At 66.4% G+C, this 17966-nt stretch carries 28 protein-coding genes and 1 pseudogene; 4 read left to right on the top strand and 25 right to left on the bottom strand.

Features of this window, described 5'->3' with window-relative positions; genetic code table 11:
* Nucleotides 1–155: 155 nt before the first annotated feature.
* A complete protein-coding gene (rho, locus tag QHF89_RS41840) occupies nucleotides 156–1403 on the bottom strand; it encodes a transcription termination factor Rho (RefSeq protein ID WP_136935274.1) in 1248 nt (415 codons plus the stop codon).
* A 350-nt stretch (nucleotides 1404–1753) separates the two neighbouring features.
* Here rho and QHF89_RS41845 point away from each other — a divergent pair, with 350 nt between their 5' ends.
* Both QHF89_RS41845 and QHF89_RS41850 read left to right on the top strand, forming a co-directional pair.
* Nucleotides 1754–2032, top strand: coding sequence for an acylphosphatase (locus tag QHF89_RS41845; protein WP_136965054.1), 279 nt, complete (start codon nucleotides 1754–1756; stop codon nucleotides 2030–2032).
* Nucleotides 2033–2079: 47 nt separating this feature from the next.
* The gene (locus QHF89_RS41850) at nucleotides 2080–3804 is read left to right on the top strand and encodes a tetratricopeptide repeat protein (RefSeq protein ID WP_284721631.1); all 1725 of its coding nucleotides are present in this window, start codon (nucleotides 2080–2082) and stop codon (nucleotides 3802–3804) included.
* A gap of 139 nt (nucleotides 3805–3943) precedes the next feature.
* Here QHF89_RS41850 and rplQ read toward each other — a convergent pair whose 3' ends face one another.
* From rplQ to rplV, 24 genes are all read right to left on the bottom strand, one after another.
* Complete coding sequence (gene rplQ, locus QHF89_RS41855; protein WP_136965056.1) at nucleotides 3944–4510, bottom strand: 50S ribosomal protein L17; 567 nt, start codon at nucleotides 4508–4510, stop codon at nucleotides 3944–3946.
* A gap of 10 nt (nucleotides 4511–4520) precedes the next feature.
* A complete protein-coding gene (locus QHF89_RS41860; RefSeq protein WP_425440855.1) occupies nucleotides 4521–5540 on the bottom strand; it encodes a DNA-directed RNA polymerase subunit alpha in 1020 nt (339 codons plus the stop codon).
* Between the two features lie 228 nt (nucleotides 5541–5768).
* The gene (gene rpsD / locus QHF89_RS41865) at nucleotides 5769–6398 is read right to left on the bottom strand and encodes a 30S ribosomal protein S4 (RefSeq protein WP_136935269.1); all 630 of its coding nucleotides are present in this window, start codon (nucleotides 6396–6398) and stop codon (nucleotides 5769–5771) included.
* A gap of 36 nt (nucleotides 6399–6434) precedes the next feature.
* Nucleotides 6435–6839, bottom strand: coding sequence for a 30S ribosomal protein S11 (rpsK, locus tag QHF89_RS41870; RefSeq protein WP_136935268.1), 405 nt, complete (start codon nucleotides 6837–6839; stop codon nucleotides 6435–6437).
* Nucleotides 6840–6862: 23 nt separating this feature from the next.
* Entirely contained in the window at nucleotides 6863–7243 is a 381-nt protein-coding gene (gene rpsM, locus QHF89_RS41875) for a 30S ribosomal protein S13 (RefSeq protein WP_136935267.1), read from the bottom strand.
* Nucleotides 7244–7255: 12 nt separating this feature from the next.
* Nucleotides 7256–7369, bottom strand: coding sequence for a 50S ribosomal protein L36 (gene rpmJ / locus QHF89_RS41880; RefSeq protein WP_136935266.1), 114 nt, complete (start codon nucleotides 7367–7369; stop codon nucleotides 7256–7258).
* Nucleotides 7370–7417: 48 nt separating this feature from the next.
* Nucleotides 7418–7672 (bottom strand): translation initiation factor IF-1, encoded by a 255-nt coding sequence (gene infA / locus QHF89_RS41885; protein ID WP_136921418.1) that lies wholly within the window; start codon nucleotides 7670–7672, stop codon nucleotides 7418–7420.
* Nucleotides 7669–8307 (bottom strand): adenylate kinase, encoded by a 639-nt coding sequence (locus QHF89_RS41890; RefSeq protein WP_136965057.1) that lies wholly within the window; start codon nucleotides 8305–8307, stop codon nucleotides 7669–7671. The genes infA and QHF89_RS41890 overlap by 4 nt, the downstream gene beginning before the upstream one ends.
* 16 nt (nucleotides 8308–8323) lie before the next feature.
* On the bottom strand, nucleotides 8324–9652 hold the full coding sequence (gene secY, locus QHF89_RS41895) for a preprotein translocase subunit SecY (RefSeq protein WP_136935264.1): 1329 nt from the start codon (nucleotides 9650–9652) through the stop codon (nucleotides 8324–8326).
* Between the two features lie 45 nt (nucleotides 9653–9697).
* A complete protein-coding gene (rplO, locus tag QHF89_RS41900) occupies nucleotides 9698–10171 on the bottom strand; it encodes a 50S ribosomal protein L15 (RefSeq protein ID WP_136965058.1) in 474 nt (157 codons plus the stop codon).
* Between the two features lie 14 nt (nucleotides 10172–10185).
* On the bottom strand, nucleotides 10186–10395 hold the full coding sequence (gene rpmD / locus QHF89_RS41905) for a 50S ribosomal protein L30 (RefSeq protein ID WP_136935262.1): 210 nt from the start codon (nucleotides 10393–10395) through the stop codon (nucleotides 10186–10188).
* Nucleotides 10392–10997 carry a 30S ribosomal protein S5 gene (gene rpsE, locus QHF89_RS41910; RefSeq protein WP_136935261.1) on the bottom strand — a complete coding sequence of 202 codons (606 nt, stop codon included), beginning with the start codon at nucleotides 10995–10997 and terminating at the stop codon, nucleotides 10392–10394. The genes rpmD and rpsE overlap by 4 nt, the downstream gene beginning before the upstream one ends.
* Nucleotides 10998–11082: 85 nt before the next feature.
* On the bottom strand, nucleotides 11083–11442 hold the full coding sequence (gene rplR, locus QHF89_RS41915) for a 50S ribosomal protein L18 (RefSeq protein WP_136935260.1): 360 nt from the start codon (nucleotides 11440–11442) through the stop codon (nucleotides 11083–11085).
* A 48-nt stretch (nucleotides 11443–11490) separates the two neighbouring features.
* The gene (gene rplF, locus QHF89_RS41920) at nucleotides 11491–12090 is read right to left on the bottom strand and encodes a 50S ribosomal protein L6 (RefSeq protein ID WP_136965059.1); all 600 of its coding nucleotides are present in this window, start codon (nucleotides 12088–12090) and stop codon (nucleotides 11491–11493) included.
* A complete protein-coding gene (gene rpsH, locus QHF89_RS41925; RefSeq protein ID WP_136935258.1) occupies nucleotides 12090–12482 on the bottom strand; it encodes a 30S ribosomal protein S8 in 393 nt (130 codons plus the stop codon). Before rpsH ends, rplF begins: the two co-directional genes overlap by 1 nt.
* Before the next feature lie 4 nt (nucleotides 12483–12486).
* A complete protein-coding gene (locus tag QHF89_RS41930) occupies nucleotides 12487–12672 on the bottom strand; it encodes a type Z 30S ribosomal protein S14 (RefSeq protein WP_136935257.1) in 186 nt (61 codons plus the stop codon).
* Nucleotides 12673–12682: 10 nt separating this feature from the next.
* Entirely contained in the window at nucleotides 12683–13213 is a 531-nt protein-coding gene (gene rplE / locus QHF89_RS41935) for a 50S ribosomal protein L5 (protein WP_136965481.1), read from the bottom strand.
* 207 nt (nucleotides 13214–13420) lie between these two features.
* On the bottom strand, nucleotides 13421–13735 hold the full coding sequence (gene rplX / locus QHF89_RS41940; RefSeq protein WP_136965060.1) for a 50S ribosomal protein L24: 315 nt from the start codon (nucleotides 13733–13735) through the stop codon (nucleotides 13421–13423).
* Complete coding sequence (gene rplN, locus QHF89_RS41945) at nucleotides 13735–14103, bottom strand: 50S ribosomal protein L14 (RefSeq protein ID WP_136935255.1); 369 nt, start codon at nucleotides 14101–14103, stop codon at nucleotides 13735–13737. The genes rplX and rplN overlap by 1 nt, the downstream gene beginning before the upstream one ends.
* 2 nt (nucleotides 14104–14105) lie before the next feature.
* Complete coding sequence (gene rpsQ, locus QHF89_RS41950; RefSeq protein WP_136935254.1) at nucleotides 14106–14426, bottom strand: 30S ribosomal protein S17; 321 nt, start codon at nucleotides 14424–14426, stop codon at nucleotides 14106–14108.
* 4 nt (nucleotides 14427–14430) lie between these two features.
* The gene (gene rpmC, locus QHF89_RS41955; protein ID WP_136935253.1) at nucleotides 14431–14646 is read right to left on the bottom strand and encodes a 50S ribosomal protein L29; all 216 of its coding nucleotides are present in this window, start codon (nucleotides 14644–14646) and stop codon (nucleotides 14431–14433) included.
* Nucleotides 14647–14656: 10 nt separating this feature from the next.
* Entirely contained in the window at nucleotides 14657–15070 is a 414-nt protein-coding gene (rplP, locus tag QHF89_RS41960; RefSeq protein WP_136935252.1) for a 50S ribosomal protein L16, read from the bottom strand.
* 9 nt (nucleotides 15071–15079) lie between these two features.
* The gene (rpsC, locus tag QHF89_RS41965) at nucleotides 15080–15772 is read right to left on the bottom strand and encodes a 30S ribosomal protein S3 (protein ID WP_136935251.1); all 693 of its coding nucleotides are present in this window, start codon (nucleotides 15770–15772) and stop codon (nucleotides 15080–15082) included.
* Nucleotides 15773–15787: 15 nt separating this feature from the next.
* Nucleotides 15788–16126 (bottom strand): 50S ribosomal protein L22, encoded by a 339-nt coding sequence (rplV, locus tag QHF89_RS41970; RefSeq protein ID WP_136965061.1) that lies wholly within the window; start codon nucleotides 16124–16126, stop codon nucleotides 15788–15790.
* A 503-nt stretch (nucleotides 16127–16629) separates the two neighbouring features.
* Between rplV and QHF89_RS41975 the strand changes: the two genes are divergently transcribed.
* Both QHF89_RS41975 and QHF89_RS41980 read left to right on the top strand, forming a co-directional pair.
* The gene (locus tag QHF89_RS41975; protein ID WP_284721632.1) at nucleotides 16630–17367 is read left to right on the top strand and encodes a hypothetical protein; all 738 of its coding nucleotides are present in this window, start codon (nucleotides 16630–16632) and stop codon (nucleotides 17365–17367) included.
* A 353-nt stretch (nucleotides 17368–17720) separates the two neighbouring features.
* Nucleotides 17721–17966: pseudogene (locus tag QHF89_RS41980) on the top strand (hypothetical protein); the annotation flags it as partial.

Below are 17966 nucleotides of genomic sequence, written 5' to 3' on the forward strand. Positions count from 1 at the left end.
CTCCCGTAAATTCGCGATGGATCGAGCGGTTTGCCCGAGTAACGGGCAGGGAAGGGGAGGGTGGATGGGGGAGGGGAGGGGGCACGAGGAGGCCCCCCGTGGTCCCGGGGGTTTGGGGGCACAGCGTCGCGCAGCGAAGCGGAGCCCCCAAGCGGTTATTGATTCATCGATTCGAGGAACTCCTGGTTCGTCTCGGTGCGGCTCACCTTGTCGAGCAGGAATTCCATCGAGTCGATGACGTTGAGCGGGTGCAGGAGCCCGCGGAGCAGCCACACGCGCTGGAGGATCCACTCGGGCAGGAGCAGCTCTTCCTTGCGCGTCGCGCTCTTGTTGATGTCGAGGCAGGGGAAGATCCGCTTCTCCATGAGCTTGCGGTCGAGGTGGATCTCGCTGTTGCCCGTGCCCTTGAACTCCTCGAAGATCACCTCGTCCATACGCGAGCCCGTGTCGACGAGCGCGGTCGCGATGATCGTGAGCGAGCCGCCCTCCTCGATGGAGCGGGCCGCGCCGAAGAAGCGCTTCGGCTTGTGGAGGGCGTTCGAGTCGACGCCGCCGGAGAGGATCTTGCCGCTCGGGGGGACGACGGTGTTGTAAGCGCGGGCGAGGCGCGTGATCGAGTCGAGAAGGATGACCACGTCGTGCTTCTGCTCGACGAGGCGCTTGGCCTTCTCGATGACCATCTCCGCGACCTGCACGTGGCGCGTCGCCGGCTCATCGAAGGTCGAGCTGATCACCTCGCCCTTGATGTTGCGCTGCATGTCCGTGACCTCTTCGGGCCGCTCGTCGATGAGCAGCACGATGAGCGTGGTGTCCGGATGGTTCGTGCTGATCGCGTTGGCGATGTTCTGGAGGAGCACCGTCTTGCCGGCGCGGGGCGGCGAGACGATCAGACAGCGCTGGCCCTTCCCGATCGGGCAGAGCATGTCGATGATGCGCGTCGAGAAGCCCTTCGTGCCGTTCTCGATGTTGAACTTCTGCTGCGGGTAGAGCGGCGTGAGGTTGTCGAAGAGGATCTTGTCGCGCGCGACCTCGGGCGAGACGCCGTTGATCTTGTCGACCTTGAGCAGGGCGAAGTACGCCTCGCGCTCCTTCGGGGGCCGGATGGGGCCGCTCACCGCGTCGCCCGTGCGCAGGTTGAAGCGCCGGATCTGCGACGGGGAGACGTAGATGTCGTCCGGACCCGGCAGGTAGTTGTAGTCGGGCGCCCGCAGGAAGCCGAAACCGTCGGGCAGGCACTCGAGCACGCCCTCGCCGTAGACAGGCTGGTCTTGCGCGGCCAGGGCCTGGAGGAGCGCGAAGATGAGCTCCTGCTTGCGCAGGCCCGCGGCTCCTTCGATGTTGAGGCCCTTGGCCATCTGCACCAGATCGGCCATCGATTTCTGCTTCAGTTCACGCAGGTGCATCGATCGAAAACTCCACGGCGGGGCGTCGGCCGGTCGACGGCGCGTTCCCCGAGGTCGGTAGGGTTGTAGGAAGGTCGAGCTTCGAGTCGGCCGTTGGGCCGGCTCTCGTGGATGCCCGCCCCTGGGAAGGGCGGGTTTTCGGACTGTGACGAGGCGTCCCCAGCGAAGGGGCGCGGCCGGGCGTGTGGCTCGGCGGGCGGGGACTCTATCAAGCGATGCTGCCCTGTCAATCGGCCGTGTTGCCTCACAGGTTCGCTCCTTCAGGGGCGGATCGTTCCAGCGAGGTGTCCGCGCCGCGGGCCGACGAGGTTGCCTCGGCCCTTGCGTGCGGCTAGGAATCGAGCGGTCCGATGGGGCTGAAACAAGTGCATCTGCACGTGACAGGACGCGTCCAGGGCGTCTACTTCCGGGCCTCGACGCAGCGCGAAGCCAAGCGCCTCGGCCTCTGTGGCTGGGTCAAAAACCGCGCGGACGGAGGCGTCGAAATTTTCGCCGAGGGCGAAGAAGACGGCCTGAAGGAGCTCATCGCCTGGGCCCAGAAGGGACCCAGCGCGGCGCGCGTCGAGCGCGTCGATGTTCGTTGGCGCGGATTCCAAGGCGATTTTTCGGACTTCCGCATCGTCGAGTGATCCGCCCTGGAAGGGGCGCGCGCTCGCCCGTCGTTCTCGGGGGCACCGTGAATCACGTCTCGAAGCTCGCTTCGTCGTTCGTTCTGGTCTCTACGCTCGCGCTCGTGCCGCTGCACGTGCACGCCGCGGGCGAGATCACGCAATCCTCGTCGTCGGCCGCCGCCGCGCCGGCCGCGCCCGCTTCTTTGCCAGAGCTGCCCAAGCTCCAGCCGATCGTGCTGCAAGAGCCCGACGCCGCCGCGCTGCAAGAGCTCGACCGCGTGCTCGAGCGGCTCACGACGGGCGACGCGCGGGCGAAGGAGACGGCACGTACGGCCGTCGCGGAGGTGACGCCCTCGGTCGTGCCCGCGGTGCGCGCGCGTGTGCAGGAGCTGCGCGCCGGGCTCGACCGCAAGGAGGCGCAAGGCCTGCTCGACGACGCGCGCAAAGCCGGGCGCAAGTCGCTGCGCGACAAGGAAAAGGCGGAGAAGGCGGGCAAGGAGAAGGACAAAGCGGGCACTGGCAAGGACGAGAAGGTTGGCAAGGACGAGAAGGCCAGCAAGGACACGAAGGCGCCCAAGAAGAGCAAGGACGACAAGGACAAGGACGCGGAGGACGAGGGCGACTGGCTCGAGTTTGTCCTGGCCTCGCCCAAGCCGAAAAACGATACGTGGCGGGATCTCGTCCGCCTGCTCGCGATGGAGAGGATGCTGACGGCCGCAGGCACGACGGCCGCGACGCGCGAGCTTCTGCAGATGTACTCGTACTTCGGCGAGTTCTTGCGCGTCGATCTACAGCGGCAGATCGCAAAGCTACGCGACCGCGCCGTGCCCGCGCTCATCGAGGGCCGTCAGCACGACGCAAAGATCGTCCAGCGTTTCGCGAGCAAGCAGCTCGATCTGCTCGGCCGCGCCATCCCCGGCGAGGCAGTCGGCGTGACGGATCCGCAGGCCCTCGCCGACATCCTGCGTGCCTACGGCCGCACGCGCGACGTCGACGCCGTCCGCGTGATCCTTTCGTTCAGCAACAGCGACCGGATCCAGCTCCGCGAGGCCGCGCGCGAGGCCATCGCAGCGATCGGCGAGCCCGGCATCTGGCAGCTCCGCGACGCCTACCTGAACCAGACGGGCAACAAGGCCCCCCGCGAGTTCACGTGGGACCGCATCGCGCGGGAGCTCTTCGGCATGTACGACCGCGCGCGGCTCGCCGAGGTCTACAAGCTGATGGACGAGGGCGCGGCGCACGCGGCCGCGAGCCGCTGGGTCGAGGCGACGAGCGCGTTCGACAAGGTGCTCGCGCGCTCGCCGGTGTTCGAGCGTCGCAAGGAGATGGCGCCGGCGTACGTGGCGCACGCGAAGACGCTCGAAGAGAAGGAACCAGCGGCCGCGCTGGAGATGCTCCGCAAGGCGCTGCGGCTCGACCCGAAGGGCGAGGGCGCGCGCAAGGTCGAGGCGGAGATCGCGTACCTGGAAGGCGTGACGCTCATCGCGCGAGGCACGCCGGACAAGTTTCCGCTGACGAAGGCGATCGAGCTCGACCCGAGCAACGAGCGCGCAAAGCAGGCGCTCGCGTTGCTGGAGCAGGAGCGCATCGAGCCACAAAAGAGCTCGCTGCATCGCTACGTGGCGGCGGGCGGCGTGGGGCTCTTCGCGCTGATCGCGATGATCTTTCTGGCGAGGCGCAAGCCCGACGCGGGTCGCGATGCGGAAGGGCCGCCGGCGGGAGGCAATCCGCCCGGACCGCCCGGACCGCCCGCGCCGGATGCGCCTGCGCCCGTCGCCGGCGCGGATTGAGGGGGCCGCGGAGCACGCGCTCCAGACAAACGAAAACACGGGCACCTTTCGGTACCCGTGTTCGTGTTTCCCTTGCAAACCCGCGAACGGCGGCGATCGGTCACCCGATCCGTCGTCCACGGGCTTTCGTGGGAGCGCTTTACTCGTTCGACGCGGTCTCGCCGGAGCTCGCCGTCGAGGCGGACTCGGACGAAGCCGACGCGGCCGACGTGGGCTCGGCCGTCACCGCCGCAGCCGGCTCCTCGGGAGCCTGCTTGTCGCTCACCGCGGCAGCATCGATGAACTCGATGTAGACCATCGGCGCATTGTCGCCGCGGCGATTGCCGAGCTTGATGATGCGCGTGTAACCACCGGGCCGGCCCTCGAAGCGCTTCGAGAGGTCGAGCATCACCTTCTCGACGACGTCGACCTTGGTGCCGTCAGCTTTCACGCCGAAGCGCGGCACGTAGGCCGCGACGAGGCGCTCGGCGTGGAGCCGGCGCGCCTTGTCGGCCGCCGACAGCTCGCTCTGCGCGGTATAGGCGACCTTGCCGAGGCGCATGGCCTTGCTGATGAGCCGCTCCGCGACGCGACGGAGCTCCTTGGCCTTCGCGTCCGTCGTCTCGATGCGCTCGTGGGTGATCAGGTTCGCCGTCAAGTTGCGCAGCATCGCGCGCCGGCTCGACGTGTCCCGACCAAACTGCCTCCCCGCCTTCTTATGACGCATATCGCACCCTCTAGGCTTGCGCCTGCTGCGCCTTCCAGCGCTCGAGCAGCTGCGGCCAGTTGTCGATCTTCATACCGAGCGAAAGTCCCATGTTCGCGAGGATCTCTTTGATCTCCTTCAGGGACTTCCGACCGAAGTTCTTGGTCTTGAGCATGTCCTGCTCGGTCCGCTGCACGAGCTCGCCGATCAGGGTGATGTTCGCGTTCTGGAGGCAGTTGGCGCTGCGCACGCTGAGCTCGAGCTCCTCGACCGAACGGAAGAGGTTCTCGTTCAGCGGCTCCTCGTCGCCCGGCACCGTCTGGTAGCTCGTCTCCTCCGACTCCTCGAAGTTGACCCAGATCGAGAGCTGCTCCTTCAGGATCTTCGCAGCGAACGCGACCGCGTCCTGAGGCAGCACCGAACCGTTCGTCCAGACCTCAAGCGTCAGCTTGTCGTAATCGGTCACCTGACCGACGCGCGCGTTCTGGATCGTGTAGTTGACCTTGCGGATGGGCGAGAACAGCGCGTCGATGGGGATCGTTCCGATCGCCATCGTCGGCGTCTTGTTGCGCTCCGCGGGCACGTAGCCACGGCCGACGTTCACCGTCAGCTCCATCGCGAGCGGGCCCTTCTTGTCGAGCACCGCGATGAGGTGGTCGGGGTTCAGCACGCTGAGCCCGTCGACGAGCTGGATATCGCGCGCGTACACCGGCCCCGGGCCCTCTTTGTCGACGCGGACCGTGTAGGTACGCGCGGCGGCCGCCTTGAAGACGACCTCCTTGAGGTTGAGGATGATGTCGCTGACGTCCTCGACGACGTCGGGCACCGTGGTGAACTCGTGCAGCGCCCCCTCGATGCGGACGGCGGTGATCGCTGCGCCCTGCAGCGACGAGAGGAGCACGCGACGGAGCGAGTTGCCGATCGTGATCCCGAAGCCGCGCTCAAGAGGCTCGCAGGTGAACTTCGCGTAGAAGTTGTTCGACGACTCGGTGTCGATCGAGATGCCCTTCGGCCGGATCAGATCGCGCCAATTTCGCGCGATCATCGTCATGCTTCCGCTGGTTTGCATCGTCATCAGCGTCCTCTTTCTTCGAGGGGTTCGCGCGGAGATCTCGCTGCCGTCACCGCACTCGGTGCGCGGAAGCCGTCTCCTGCCCGCGTCGCGCCAGTTGGCGCTTTTTTCCTGCAATCAAAAAGCGATCGGGGCCGCGCTCCATCGCACGCCCCCGATCAGCTTTCCGAAACGTTCACCGCAAAACCACCGACCTGCGAACGGAAATCAGCGCGAGTAATACTCGACGACGAGCTGCTCGCGGATCTCCGGCTCGTTGAGGTCCTCGCGCACCGGGGTCGACTTGACCGAGCCCGAGAACGCTCCACGGTCGGCATCGAGCCACGAGGCGATCGGGCGCTTGTCCGCGCCGGCCACGGCGGCCGCCACGAACTTGAACTTCTTCGCGCCCTCGGTGAGGTCCACGCGATCGCCCACCCGAACCACGAAGCTCGGGATGTCGAGGCGCTTGCCGTTCACCTTCACGTGACCGTGGCGCACGAGCTGACGCGCCTCGGAGCGCGACGCCGCATAACCGAGCCGGTGCACGACGTTGTCGAGGCGACGCTCGAGGAGCGCCAGCATCTCTTCACCCGTGCGGCCCTTGCGGCGGCTCGCCTCCTGGAAGTAGCCGTGGAACTGGCTCTCGAGAACGCCATAGATGCGACGCACCTTTTGCTTCTCGCGGAGCCGGACGGCGTACTCGCTGAGCTTGATACGACCCTGACCATGCTGGCCGGGCGGGTAAGGACGCCGCGTGTAGGCGCATTTCTCCGAATAGCAGCGCTCACCCTTGAGGTAGAGCTTCATGCCTTCGCGGCGGCAGAGCTTGCAGACAGGACCAACGTAGCGAGCCATGTTCGTAACCTCGAGCGGACTCCCGCGCGCGCTGCCTCAGACCCGGCGCCGCTTGGGCGGCCGGCAACCATTGTGCGGAATGGGCGTGACGTCGCGGATCAACGTCACCTTGAAGCCGGCCGTCTGCAACGCACGGAGCGCGCTCTCGCGCCCGGCGCCAGGGCCCTTCACGAATACGGCCACCGACCGCATTCCGTGCTCCTGCGCCCGCCGCGCCGCCTCTTCGGCAGCGAGCTGCGCAGCGAAGGGCGTCGACTTGCGCGACCCCTTGAACCCGCGCGCACCGGCCGACGACCACGCCACGGCATTGCCGTTGATGTCCGTGATCGTCACGACCGTGTTGTTGAACGTCGACTGGATGTGCGCAATCCCAGCCGCGATGTTCTTCTTGACCTTCTTCTTCTGCTTGGCCTTGGTGGCCGCCGTCTTCGGACTCGCCATAGCGTCCTCTTCCTAACGTCCCGTCACGCCTTCGTCGCCGGGCGACGCTGCAGCATGCCCTTGCGGGGGCCCTTGCGCGTACGCGCATTCGTGTGCGTGCGCTGGCCATTCACCGGCAGACCACGGCGATGCCGAAGACCGCGGTAGCAGCCGAGATCCATCAGCCGCTTGATGTTGAGCTGAACCTCACGACGGAGATCACCCTCCACCTTGTACTCGGCGTCGAGGATCTCGCGAATCGTCCTGACCTCTGCGTCGCTCAGCTCCTCCACCCTCTTGTTCTCGGGGATCTTGGCTTTCGCGCAGATCTGCTTCGCGAGCGCACGTCCGATACCATAGAGGTACGGAAGCGCATACGCGAGATGCTTACGACGCGGGAGATCGACGCCAGCAATACGTGCCATGGTTGCTCCAGCTCAGCCCTGACGCTGCTTGTGGCGAGGGTTCTCGCAGATCACGCGCACGACGCCGCGACGGCGTACCACCTTGCACTTGTCGCAGATTTTCTTGACGCTCGGTCGCACCTTCATGTCGCGGCTCCGTTCCCTGTCCTCGCTCCGCTACTTGGGCTGCTTGGTCTACTTGTGACGATACGTGATCCGGCCACGCGTCGGGTCGTAGGGCGAAACCTCAACCGTAACGCGATCGCCGGGCAAAATCTTGATGTAGTACTGACGCATCCGGCCGCTGATGGTCGCGAGCACGCCGAGACCATTGTCGGCCTTCACTCGAAACATCGCGTTCGGAAGAGCTTCCTGAACGACACCATCGAACTCGAGCTTGTCGCCCTTCGGTTCTTTCGCGGGTTTCGAGCTTTGGTTCGATCGCCTCATGACTCTTCCGACTGCACTCGGCCAAGGGCCTCTAGCACCCTCGCCGTGACCTCCTCGGGTTTGCCGACACCATCGACACGCCGGAGGAGACCTTTTGCTTCGTAGTAGGGCAGGAGCGCCGCCGTCATCGCCTCGTACGCGTCGAGACGCTTTCCGACGGCCTCCTGCCGATCGTCCGCCCGATGCTCTAGCTCGGCATCCGGGGGCGGCGGATTATAGACGAGATGGTAGATCTGTCCAGACCTTTTGTCGGTCCGACGGTGGATCAAGCGCTCCTCCAGGAGCGATCGCGCCACATCAAGCTGCAAAACAGCATCGATCGTGAAGCCCCGACCCGCAAGCAGACGCTCGAGCGCCTCAGCCTGGGGCACCGTCCGCGGAAAACCGTCGAGCAAGAAGCCCTTCTTGCAGTCCGCGTCGTCGATGCGCTTGTCGATGAGCTCGATCATCGCCTCGTCCGGAACGAGGCCACCCGCGTCCATGATCGCGCGGTAACGAGGATCGAGCGTACCGGCCGCCTTGGCCGCACGAAGCATGTCCCCCGTCGAGATCTGCGGGATCCCAAACTTGCCGCAGAGCACCTTCGCCTGCGTGCCTTTGCCCGAGCCGGGCGGACCAACCAAGATCGCGATCATCCGAAGATCCCCCTTCTCATCCCTCGGGGAGGCGCCGCGCACGAATGCGGCTCGCCCCAGGGCCGGTGAGCCCTTCGTAGCTGCGCGTGATGAGCTGCGCCTCGATCTGGTTGACCGTATCCAGCGCAACACCCACGACGATCATCAAGGACGTCCCGCCAAACGTGATCTGCACGCGCAGGAGGTCGCCGACCACCGACGGCAAGACACACACGGCTGCGACGTACATCGCCCCGCCAAACGTGATGCGGTTCATCACGCCCTGGATGTAGTCCGCCGTCTGCTTGCCAGGGCGGATCCCGGGGATGTTCGCTTGCTGCTTCTTGAGGTTCTCCGCCACGTCGACCGGCTGGAACGTGACGCTCGTGTAGAAGTAGCAGAAGAACACGATCAAGAGCGCGTAGCCGGTGTTGAACACCCAGCCGCCGCCGCTGATGATCGACTGAAGCTTGTCCGCGCCCGGCACGTTCATGTTCGCCAGCGTCGCGGGGAACATGAGCAGCGAGGAGGCGAAGATCGGCGGGATCGTACCCGCCGTGTTCACCTTGAGCGGCAGGTGCGCGTTCTGCGCGCCGTACACGCGCCGCCCCACCTGCCGGCGCGAGTACACGATCGGGATCTGCCGGCGCCCGTTCTCGAAGAACGCGATCACCGCGATCGCCGCCACGACGAACGCACCCACCGCAGAGATCGTGAGCGGCTGGATGTTGCCCGCGTTCGTCGCGAGATAACTACCCACCCAGCCCGGCACGCCCGTCACGATACCCGCGAAGATCAGGAGCGAGATGCCGTTGCCGATCCCGCGCTCCGTGATCTGCTCGCCGATCCACATGAGGAACGCCGTCCCCGTGGTCAGCGTGATCATCGTCATGAGCTGGAAGCCAAGGCCCGGGTGCGTGACGATGCCCGCGCCCGAGTCCGAGGCCGACCAGCCCTCGACGAGCTTGGCGCTGCCGTACGCCTGGAAGAGCGACAGCGCGACCGTGCCGTAGCGCGTGTACTGGTCGATCTTGCGGCGCCCCTGCTCTCCCTCTTTGCGCAGCTCGTCGATGGGCTTGTAGACCATGCCCATCAACTGGATGATGATCGATGCCGAGATGTACGGCATGATCCCGAGCGCAAAGAGGGAGAAGTTCTCCAGCGCGCCGCCGGAGAACATGTTGAAGAAATTCAGCAGCCCGCCCGACTGCTTCGCCATGTACTTCGACATGGCGGCGCGATCGACGCCGGGGACCGTGACGAAGACCCCGATGCGGTACACGGCCAGCATCACGAGGGTGAAGATCACCCTGCGCCGGAGCTCCGGGACCTTGTGGAAGTTCGCAATTCCCGCGAGTGTGGCCATGGTACGTCGGTGTGCTGCCTTGGAGGGGCTCGAGCCGGAGGGACGTTAGGCTTGCGCCGAAGCCTTGCCGAGCGCAAGCACGATCGCCTTGCCGCCCGCCGCCTCGATCTTGGCGATGGCGCTCTTCGAGAACCGGTGCGCCGTCACGGTGAGCTTCTTCGTGAGCTCGCCGTCGCCGAGCACCTTGATGAGGTCGTAACGACCCTGGAGCAGGCGCTTGCCCTCCAGCGCATCCTGGTTCACGTCCGCGCCGGCCTCGAAGATCTCGAGGTCGCCGACGTTCACGTTCGCGACGATCGCCGCGAGCGGGTTCCGGAAGCCGCGCTTCGGGAGGCGACGCTGGATCGGGGTCTGGCCGCCCTGGAAGTGCTTCTTGCCGATGTTGCCCGTCGACCGGGCCTTCTGGCCCTTCTGGCCACGGCCCGCGGTCTTGCCGAGGCCGGAGCCCACGCCGCGGCCGACGCGGGTCTCCTTCTTGTTGGCGCCTTCCGGCGCCTGAAGCTTCGAGAGGATGTCCATGCTGCTACGCTTCCTTACTTCGACGCCTGCGCGCCGTTGCCGTCGACTTCCTCGACCGAAACGAGGTGGATCACCTTCTTGACCATGCCACGGAACGAGGGCGTGTTCGCCACGAGCACCTCATTGCCCGGCTTGCGGAGGCCGAGGCCCCGCAAAACCTTGCGCGTGTGCTCCGTCTGGTTCGTCACGCTGCCCGTCTGCCGCACGCGGAGATGGCTCTTCACGGCGTACCTCCTTCACCCCCCTCACGCGGGTTGCGTGCCGGGGGAATCTGGCTCGCACGGCGGCGGTTCGTCGCGCCGCCCGTCGCGCTGCCACCCTTGCGCTGCCAACCCACGTCGTCCGCCTGCATCGAGCGCCGGCCCGCGACCTGCTCCACGCTCTTCAGCGCCTTGAGCGCCGCGACCGTCGCGTGAACGACGTTGTGCGGGTTGCTCGTGCCGAGCGACTTCGAGAGAACGTCGTGGATGCCCGCGGACTCGACGACCGCGCGCACCGCGCCGCCCGCGATGACGCCCGTTCCAGGGCTCGCCGGCTTCAAGAGCACCTTGCCCGCGCCGACATGCCCGAACGCGTCGTGCGGGATCGTCGCCCCGTCGAGCGGGATGCGGAAGATGTTCTTGCGGGCCTGGTCGTTGCCCTTCCGGATCGCCTCCGGAACCTCGTTGGCCTTGCCCAGGCCGACGCCCACATGTCCCGACTCGTCGCCCACAACGACGAGCGCCGAGAAGCTGAAGCGCCGCCCGCCCTTCACGACCTTGGCGACGCGGTTGATGTGGATCACCCGCTCCTTGAGCTTTTCTTCGTCGACCTGATCGAACGCCATACCGTGCCTTCTTCGTCGTCCGTGAAGTCTTCGCTATCGCCCGAGACGTTTGCCCGAGGCCCCCGCGGGCCCGGCGCCTTCGGGGCTAGAACTCGAGCCCCGCCTCCCGCGCGGCCTGAGCGAGGGCGCTCACGCGCCCGTGATAGAGGTAGCCGTTCCGATCGAACACGACACGGTCGATCTTCTTCGACTTGCAGATCTTGGCGATGAGCGCCCCGACCTTCTTGGCCGCGTCGACCTTGTTGTCGTTGTCGAGCGTGCCCTTCAGGTCCTTCGACAGCGTCGACGCGTGCGCGACGGTCTGACCCGTCGTGTCGTCGATCACCTGCGCGTAGATGTGCTTCGCGCTGCGGAAGACGGTGAGGCGCGGGCGAGCGGGCGAGCCGTTCACCTTCTTGCGAATACGGAGCTTGCGGCGCTCCCGTCCGACGATCTTCATAGCCATGGTCGTAACCCCGTACCTGTAGGGGCGACACGAGGTCGCCCCGCTCGGTTACTTCTTGCCGCCCTTACCGCCAGCCTTGCCGGCCTTCTCGCGAACGCGCTCGCCACGATAACGAACGCCTTTGCCACCGTAGGGCTCCGGCGGGCGGAAGCCGCGGATCGTCGCGGCCGTCTGCCCGATGAGCTCCTTGTCGGCGCCCGTCAGAACGAGGACCGTGCCCTTCGAATCCGCCGGGATCGTCGCCGTGAGGCCCTTCGGCACGTTGAACACGACCGGGTGCGAATACCCGAGCGCGAACGTGAGCGTCGTGCCCTTCAGGTCGACACGGTAACCGGTGCCCTTCAGCTCGAGCACACGCTCGTAGCCGTCGGCCGCGCCCTTCACCATGCTGGCGAGCAGCGCCCGCACGAGCCCCTGCAGCCGCGAGCCATCACGCCCGGGGGCCGTCGAGGTCACGTGCAGCTTCGTACCCTCGACCTTCACGTCGACCGTCGAGGGCAGCTCGCGAGCGAGCTGGCCCTTGGCGCCCTTGATCTCGACCTTGCGTCCCTGCATCGACACGGTGACACCCTTGGGGACGTCCACCGGTCGCTTGCCGACGCGCGAGGTCTTGGAGGCCTCGCCATTTTGCGTCGTAGCCGTCTGCATCACCACACCTCGCAGATGAGCTCGCCTCCGAGCTTGTTTTTGCGGGCGTCGCGGTCGCTCATCAGGCCGTGCGAAGTGCTCAGGATCGAGATCCCGAGCCCGGAGAGCACGCGGGGGATGCGGTCGTGCTTGACGTACACGCGTCGCCCCGGACGGCTCACCCGACGGACTCCGTCGAGCGCGCTCGAGCGATCACGCCCGTACTTCAGCACGATCGTGAGCTTCGCAGGGTTGCCATCGCTCGGCCGCACGTCCGCGATATACCCCTCGGACTTGAGGATCTCGGCAACGGCCTGCTTCATTTTGCTTGCAGGAACCTCGGTCCGATCGTGCCGCGCGAGCGCGGCGTTCCGGATCCGGGTCAGCATGTCGGCGACAGGATCGGTCATCATGGCATCACCAGCTCGCCTTGATCACGCCCGGCAGCTCGCCTCGGAGCGCGAACGTACGAAGACAGATGCGGCAGAGCTCGAAGTCGCGGTAATAAGCCCGCGAACGGCCGCACACCTTGCAACGATTCCGGTGCCGCACGGCGAACTTGGGCGGCCGGTTCAGCTTGGCGAATTCTTTTGCACGGGCCATCGAACGTTCCTCAATGCCTGAACGGGATCCCAAGCTCCGTGAGAAGGGCTCGTCCCTCCTCGTCGGTGCGCGCGGTCGTCACGAACGAGATGTTCATTCCCTTCACGACGTCGACCTTGTCGTAGTCGACCTCAGGGAAGATGATCTGCTCGCGCAGACCCATCGTGAAATTGCCCTTGCCGTCGAAGCCCTTCGGGCTCACGCCCTTGAAGTCACGCACGCGCGGCAGGGAGAAGCTGATCAGGCGATCGACGAACTCCCACATCCGCTCTCCGCGCAGCGTCACCATCACGCCGATCGGGAGGTTCTCGCGGAGCTTGAACGTCGCGATCGACTTGCGAGCGCGCGTCACGACCGGCTTCTGGCCCGAGATCGCCCGCATGTCCTCGACAGCGGAGTCGATGATCTTCGGGTTCCCGACGGCAGCGCCGAGGCCCATGTTGATCACGACCTTCTCGAGGCGCGGCACCATCATCGGGTTCTTGTACCCGAAGCGCTTCGAAAGCGCGGGCCCGACGGCCTCACGGTACTTCGCGCGCAGGCGCGGCGCGTAGCTCGGATCGCGCGGAACGTCAGCGACTTCGGCTTGCGGCGTGGCTTTCGCCTCGCCCTTGCCCTTGCCGCCCTTCCCGGCCTCCTTGCCACTCTTGCCGGCCGCAGCCGCCTGCGGCTTCGCAGCCGCCGGCTTGGCGTCCTTGGGCTTTTCGCCCTTGCCCTTGCCCTTTTCTTCCTTCTTGTCCGCCATGGCTCAGCCTGCCGCGATCACGGCGCCGCTCTTCGCGGTGCGCTGCTTCTTGCCATCGACGATCGTAGACTTCACCCGCGTGGGCTTGCCCGTCGTCGGATCCACCGGCATCACCTTGGAGGCATAAAGCGGCGCCTCCTTCGTGATCTTGCCGCCTTGCTGGTTGCGCGGCGTCGGGCGCTGGTGCCGCGTCACCACGTTGATCCCCTCGACGACGACCTTGTCGTCCTCCGCGAGGACCTTCGTCACGCGACCCTGCTTGCCCTTGTCTTTTCCGCTGATGACCTGCACGAGGTCACCGACTCGGAGCCGTCGCATCAGAGCACCTCCGGCGCGAGCGAGATGATCTTCATGAACTTCTTCGCGCGGAGCTCGCGAGCCACCGGCCCGAAGATACGGGTCCCGATCGGCTCCTTCTCCTTGTTGATCAACACCGCGCTGTTGGTGTCGAACTTGATGTAGGTGCCGTCCGAGCGCTGATACTCACGCGCCGTGCGCACCACCACCGCCCGCGCCGTGTCGCCCTTCTTCACCTTGGTGCCCGGCATGGCTTCCTTGATGGACACGACGATCACATCGCCGAGCCCCGCGTACTTACGACGCGAGCCACCGAGAACCTTGATGCACTTGACGACCCGAGCCCCGGAGTTGTCAGCCACTTCGAGATGCGTCGTGACCTGAATCATGGCTACTCCTCCACCGGGCGGGAAATGAGCTTCGTCACGATCCAGCGTTTCTCGCGCGAGATCGGGCGATGCTCCTGGATCTCCACGCGGTCACCGACCTTGTACTCGTTCTTCTCGTCGTGCGCCTTGTAGCGCTCGCGAGCCCGGACGTACTTCTTGTAGACCGGATCCGGCGAGTTGCGCACGACCTCGACCACGACGGTCTTGTCCTGCTTGTTGCTCTTCACGCGCCCGACGAGCTTGCGGCGGAAGCCGTGCGGCTTCGCGGTCGTATCGGCCTGAGCCTGCCCGGCGGCGGTCGCGTTCGCCTCGTTCGTTGCCATGGCTCTACTTGTTCCCTTCCGCCGCTGCCGGCTCGCTGGCACGCTGCTGGAGGATCGTCTTGACCCGGGCGAGATCGCGGCGCGCCTTGCGGATCGCCGAGGTGTCGTTCAGCCGGTTCGTGAAGTTCTTGAACTTGGCGTCGAACACCTCACGGCCGAGATTCTTCTCGAGCTCCTGCAGGTGCTCCGTCGTGCGTTCGCGCAGATCCTTCGCCTTCATCTCGAATACCTCACACGATCCCGCGAGCGATGAACTTGCACGCCATCGGGAGCTTGTGCCCGGCGAGGCGGAACGCCTCACGCGCCATCTCCTCGGGCACGCCCGAGATCTCGTACATGACGCGGCCAGGCCGCACCGCCGCGGCCCACTCTTCCGGCGCACCCTTTCCGCCACCCATGCGGACCTCGAGCGGCTTCTTCGTCACCGGTCGGTCCGGGAAGATGCGGATCCAGAGCTTACCCGCGCGCTTGCAGTGACGCTGAATCGCCATACGCGCAGCCTCGATCTGGCGAGACGTGATGCGCGCGGGCTCGAGCGCCTGCAGGCCGAAATCACCGAAGGACACGTCGCTTCCCGTGGTCGCAACCCCGCGAATGCGGCCCTTCTGCATCTTGCGGAACTTCGTTCGCTTGGGAGACAGCATCGGTCTGTCCTACTGAATCCGGCGCGATTTGCGCTGGAGAACCTCACCCTTGAAGATCCACACCTTCACGCCGATGATGCCGACCTTCGTCCTCGCCTCGGCGAGGCCGAACTCGATGTCGGCGCGCAGCGTGTGGAGCGGAACCCGACCCTCGCGGTACGTCTCGACCCGGCTCATCTCGCTGCCGCCGAGCCGGCCCGCGCACCGAACGCGGATGCCCTTCGCGCCGAACTTCATCGCCGTCGCCACGGCCTTCTTCATGGCGCGGCGGAACGCGATGCGACGCTCGAGCTGCGTCGCGATGTTCTCCGCGACGAGCTGCGCATTCGTCTCCGCCTTCCGGACCTCCTGGACGTCGATGAAGACCTCGTTGTCCGTGAAGGAGGCGACGCCCGGGAACACCGTCTCACCCTTGGTCGCGGTGCCGACGTTGCCGCCCTTCAGCGTCTCGATGCCCTTGCCGCCCTTGCCGATCACCATCCCCGGACGCGCCGTGTAGACGATGACCTTGGCCCGGTTCGCGGCACGCTCGATCTCCACGCTCGCGATGTTCGCGTTGTAGAGGTACTGCTTGATCGCCCGCTTGATGCGGATGTCCTCGTGGAGCCACTTCTGGTACGCGTTACCGTCCTCGTACCATTTGCTGCTCCACGTCTTGATGACGCCGACGCGGAAGCCGTACGGATGGGTCTTCTGTCCCATGGAAGCCGTGTTCCTTTACTTGCGCTCGCTGAGCTCGATCACGATGTGAGAGACGCCCTTCACGACTTTCGTCGCGCGCCCCATCGCACGGGGGCGCCAGCGGCGGTTGAACTTGTTCGGGCCCTTGTCGACCGTCGCCTTGCTGATGAACAAAGCGTCGACGTCGGCGCCACCCTGGCGGGCGTTCGCCACCGCGCTCTCGATGATCTTCTTGATCACCGGCGCGGCTGACTTCTCCGTGAACTGGAGCAGCTGGATCGCATCCGCTGCATCACGTCCGCGGACCAGGTCCGCAATCATGCGCGCCTTTCGCGGGGAAATCCGCGAAAACATCGCACTGGCCTTGCTTAGCATCCGAGAAACCTCGCAGACAGGGGGCCGGTTCGGCCCAGGGCGCCCGGTCGTTGGCCAACCCGGTCGACAAGCTTGCGCCTGTCGAACCGAGCCCTGCCGTCGTACGTTCCGGAACATCAGCCCGACGTCTCGCGACGAGGATCCCTCTTCGCGTCACCGGGGGGTGTCCCACGGCGGCCGAAGAAGCGAGCTGAGACCGAAGCGCCGTTACGGCTTCGGGAGAGACGAACGCCATAGGCGATCGCTCCCAGGAAAACGGAGCGCGGTGTCTAGCAAAGCCCCACGACGCTTGCAAGCCAGATCCGCAGAAAATCTGCGCGCTCCACCGTCCGTGAGGGATCCGGCTGAACGGATCTGCCGCGATCGCTGAACGGGCGTACGGAGCTCGGGTCGGTTTTGAAGGCTCCGCCGGGCTGCTCGTACTACCCTGTCACGTCTTGAAATCGTCCGCGCCGGAGCCCCCCCGGGCCCCCGGCGCCTCCCAACTTCGGAGGACTCGGAACATGCAGTCTCGCGCTACGTTTGCCTTTGTTCTTACTTCCCTCGCGGTCGCGGCCTTCACCAGCGGCTGCGTCATCGTTTCGGACAACACCCCCACCGGCGGCGTCGGCGGCGACGGCGGCGCGGGGGTCGGCGGCAACGGCGGCAGCGGCGGCGTCGGCGGCCAGGGCGGCGAGGCCGGCGCGGGCGTGGGCGGCGGCGGCGGCAGCGGCGGCGAAGGCGGCAGCGGCGGCTCCTCCTGCGTCGGCCCGGACGACAGCACCACCGATGTCGCGGCCTGCGACGCCATGAACATCACGCCCAAGCCGGAAGGCCCCGCGGCGGCTTGCCAGGGCGTCGACGGGAACGGCAACCCCATCGAGTACGACCCCCCCGGCTACGGCACCTGCAAGCGTGGCTTCGAGATCTACACGCGGGGCGCGGCGGGCGTGCTCGAGGACTGCCTCTCGGGCATCGGCGTCGAGCCCTCGAACGCCTGCGACGACAAGCAGGTCGCCGACTGTGTTGGGAAGATGTACGCCGCGGCCTGTCCGTCGGCCGACTCGGCCCTCGCCTGCCAGACCATCGCCACGGATCTCTGCATCAACGGCGAGATCTTCGACACGCAGGGCTGCCAGCTCGAAACGAACCCCTTCAACAGCGCGGCGCTCCAGGAGCTCGCCGACTGCATCACGAACAGCGCCGAGGCCGACTGCAACAAGGCGTACGACGGCTGCTTCGCGCTCGTCACGAGCTACTGATCCGCCCACATCGCGCGCCCGGCGCGGACCATCGTCCCGGGCGCGCCGTTCCTTCGGCGTACGCGCCTCGCACCCCTCCGTCCTCGCGCCATTCCTCCGGATCGCGAGTTCTCCCACGATGGCGGCCGTTCGTTTGGGCGGCCGCTGCTCGCGTCGGGCCTCGTCCGAGTTGAGCCGCACGCGGAAATCTGAGACGATGCTCCGGAAGTCGCTTCGGCCTGCTTGATTCGGAGCGGCACTCCCGGCAGGCGCGCGCTCCGGATCCGACATGAGCGGCGGGTGCTCCACGTGGCCGCACCACCGCTGGTATCGGGCGGCGCCGCGCCGGCGCTTTGCTCCCGGAGGTTTTGCTGATGGCTCGTACCCTTCTCTTTTCCAGCTCGTTGCTCCTGCTCGCGGGCGCCCTCGGTCTCGCGTCGTGCGCGGACGACACACAGGGCGGCGTGGGTGGCAGCGGCGCGACCGGCGGCTCGGGCGGCGCAGGCGCGACCGGCGGGATCGGCGGCACAGGCGGCGGCGGCACGGGGGGCACCGGCGGGATCGGCGGCACAGGCGGCGGCACAGGCGGCACCGGTGGCGTCGGCGGCACCGGCGGGATC

The organism is Polyangium sorediatum, assembly GCF_029946465.1.
Classification (GTDB): domain Bacteria; phylum Myxococcota_A; class Polyangia; order Polyangiales; family Polyangiaceae; genus Polyangium; species Polyangium fumosum.

Coding starts and splice junctions, on each gene's coding strand:
- QHF89_RS41860 (WP_425440855.1), bottom strand. CDS start 5,540: ATGACGATGATCGCGCGAAATTGGCGCGATCTGATCCGGCCGAAGGGC.
- rplN (WP_136935255.1), bottom strand. CDS start 14,103: ATGATTCAGGTCACGACGCATCTCGAAGTGGCTGACAACTCCGGGGCT.
- QHF89_RS41975 (WP_284721632.1), top strand. CDS start 16,630: ATGCAGTCTCGCGCTACGTTTGCCTTTGTTCTTACTTCCCTCGCGGTC.
- rplO (WP_136965058.1), bottom strand. CDS start 10,171: ATGGACATCCTCTCGAAGCTTCAGGCGCCGGAAGGCGCCAACAAGAAG.
- rpsC (WP_136935251.1), bottom strand. CDS start 15,772: ATGGGACAGAAGACCCATCCGTACGGCTTCCGCGTCGGCGTCATCAAG.
- rpsQ (WP_136935254.1), bottom strand. CDS start 14,426: ATGGCAACGAACGAGGCGAACGCGACCGCCGCCGGGCAGGCTCAGGCC.
- rplX (WP_136965060.1), bottom strand. CDS start 13,735: ATGCGACGGCTCCGAGTCGGTGACCTCGTGCAGGTCATCAGCGGAAAA.
- rplF (WP_136965059.1), bottom strand. CDS start 12,090: ATGCAGACGGCTACGACGCAAAATGGCGAGGCCTCCAAGACCTCGCGC.
- rpsK (WP_136935268.1), bottom strand. CDS start 6,839: ATGGCGAGTCCGAAGACGGCGGCCACCAAGGCCAAGCAGAAGAAGAAG.
- rpsH (WP_136935258.1), bottom strand. CDS start 12,482: ATGATGACCGATCCTGTCGCCGACATGCTGACCCGGATCCGGAACGCC.
- rpsM (WP_136935267.1), bottom strand. CDS start 7,243: ATGGCACGTATTGCTGGCGTCGATCTCCCGCGTCGTAAGCATCTCGCG.
- rplR (WP_136935260.1), bottom strand. CDS start 11,442: ATGGCTATGAAGATCGTCGGACGGGAGCGCCGCAAGCTCCGTATTCGC.
- rpmJ (WP_136935266.1), bottom strand. CDS start 7,369: ATGAAGGTGCGACCGAGCGTCAAGAAAATCTGCGACAAGTGCAAGGTG.
- QHF89_RS41890 (WP_136965057.1), bottom strand. CDS start 8,307: ATGATCGCGATCTTGGTTGGTCCGCCCGGCTCGGGCAAAGGCACGCAG.
- rplV (WP_136965061.1), bottom strand. CDS start 16,126: ATGCTAAGCAAGGCCAGTGCGATGTTTTCGCGGATTTCCCCGCGAAAG.
- rplQ (WP_136965056.1), bottom strand. CDS start 4,510: ATGCGTCATAAGAAGGCGGGGAGGCAGTTTGGTCGGGACACGTCGAGC.
- QHF89_RS41930 (WP_136935257.1), bottom strand. CDS start 12,672: ATGGCCCGTGCAAAAGAATTCGCCAAGCTGAACCGGCCGCCCAAGTTC.
- infA (WP_136921418.1), bottom strand. CDS start 7,672: ATGAGGCGATCGAACCAAAGCTCGAAACCCGCGAAAGAACCGAAGGGC.
- rpsD (WP_136935269.1), bottom strand. CDS start 6,398: ATGGCTCGCTACGTTGGTCCTGTCTGCAAGCTCTGCCGCCGCGAAGGC.
- rho (WP_136935274.1), bottom strand. CDS start 1,403: ATGCACCTGCGTGAACTGAAGCAGAAATCGATGGCCGATCTGGTGCAG.
- rplP (WP_136935252.1), bottom strand. CDS start 15,070: ATGCTGTCTCCCAAGCGAACGAAGTTCCGCAAGATGCAGAAGGGCCGC.
- QHF89_RS41845 (WP_136965054.1), top strand. CDS start 1,754: ATGGGGCTGAAACAAGTGCATCTGCACGTGACAGGACGCGTCCAGGGC.
- rpmC (WP_136935253.1), bottom strand. CDS start 14,646: ATGAAGGCGAAGGATCTGCGCGAACGCACGACGGAGCACCTGCAGGAG.
- rpsE (WP_136935261.1), bottom strand. CDS start 10,997: ATGGCGTTCGATCAGGTCGACGAAGAAAAGCTCAAGGAGCGGGTGATC.
- secY (WP_136935264.1), bottom strand. CDS start 9,652: ATGGCCACACTCGCGGGAATTGCGAACTTCCACAAGGTCCCGGAGCTC.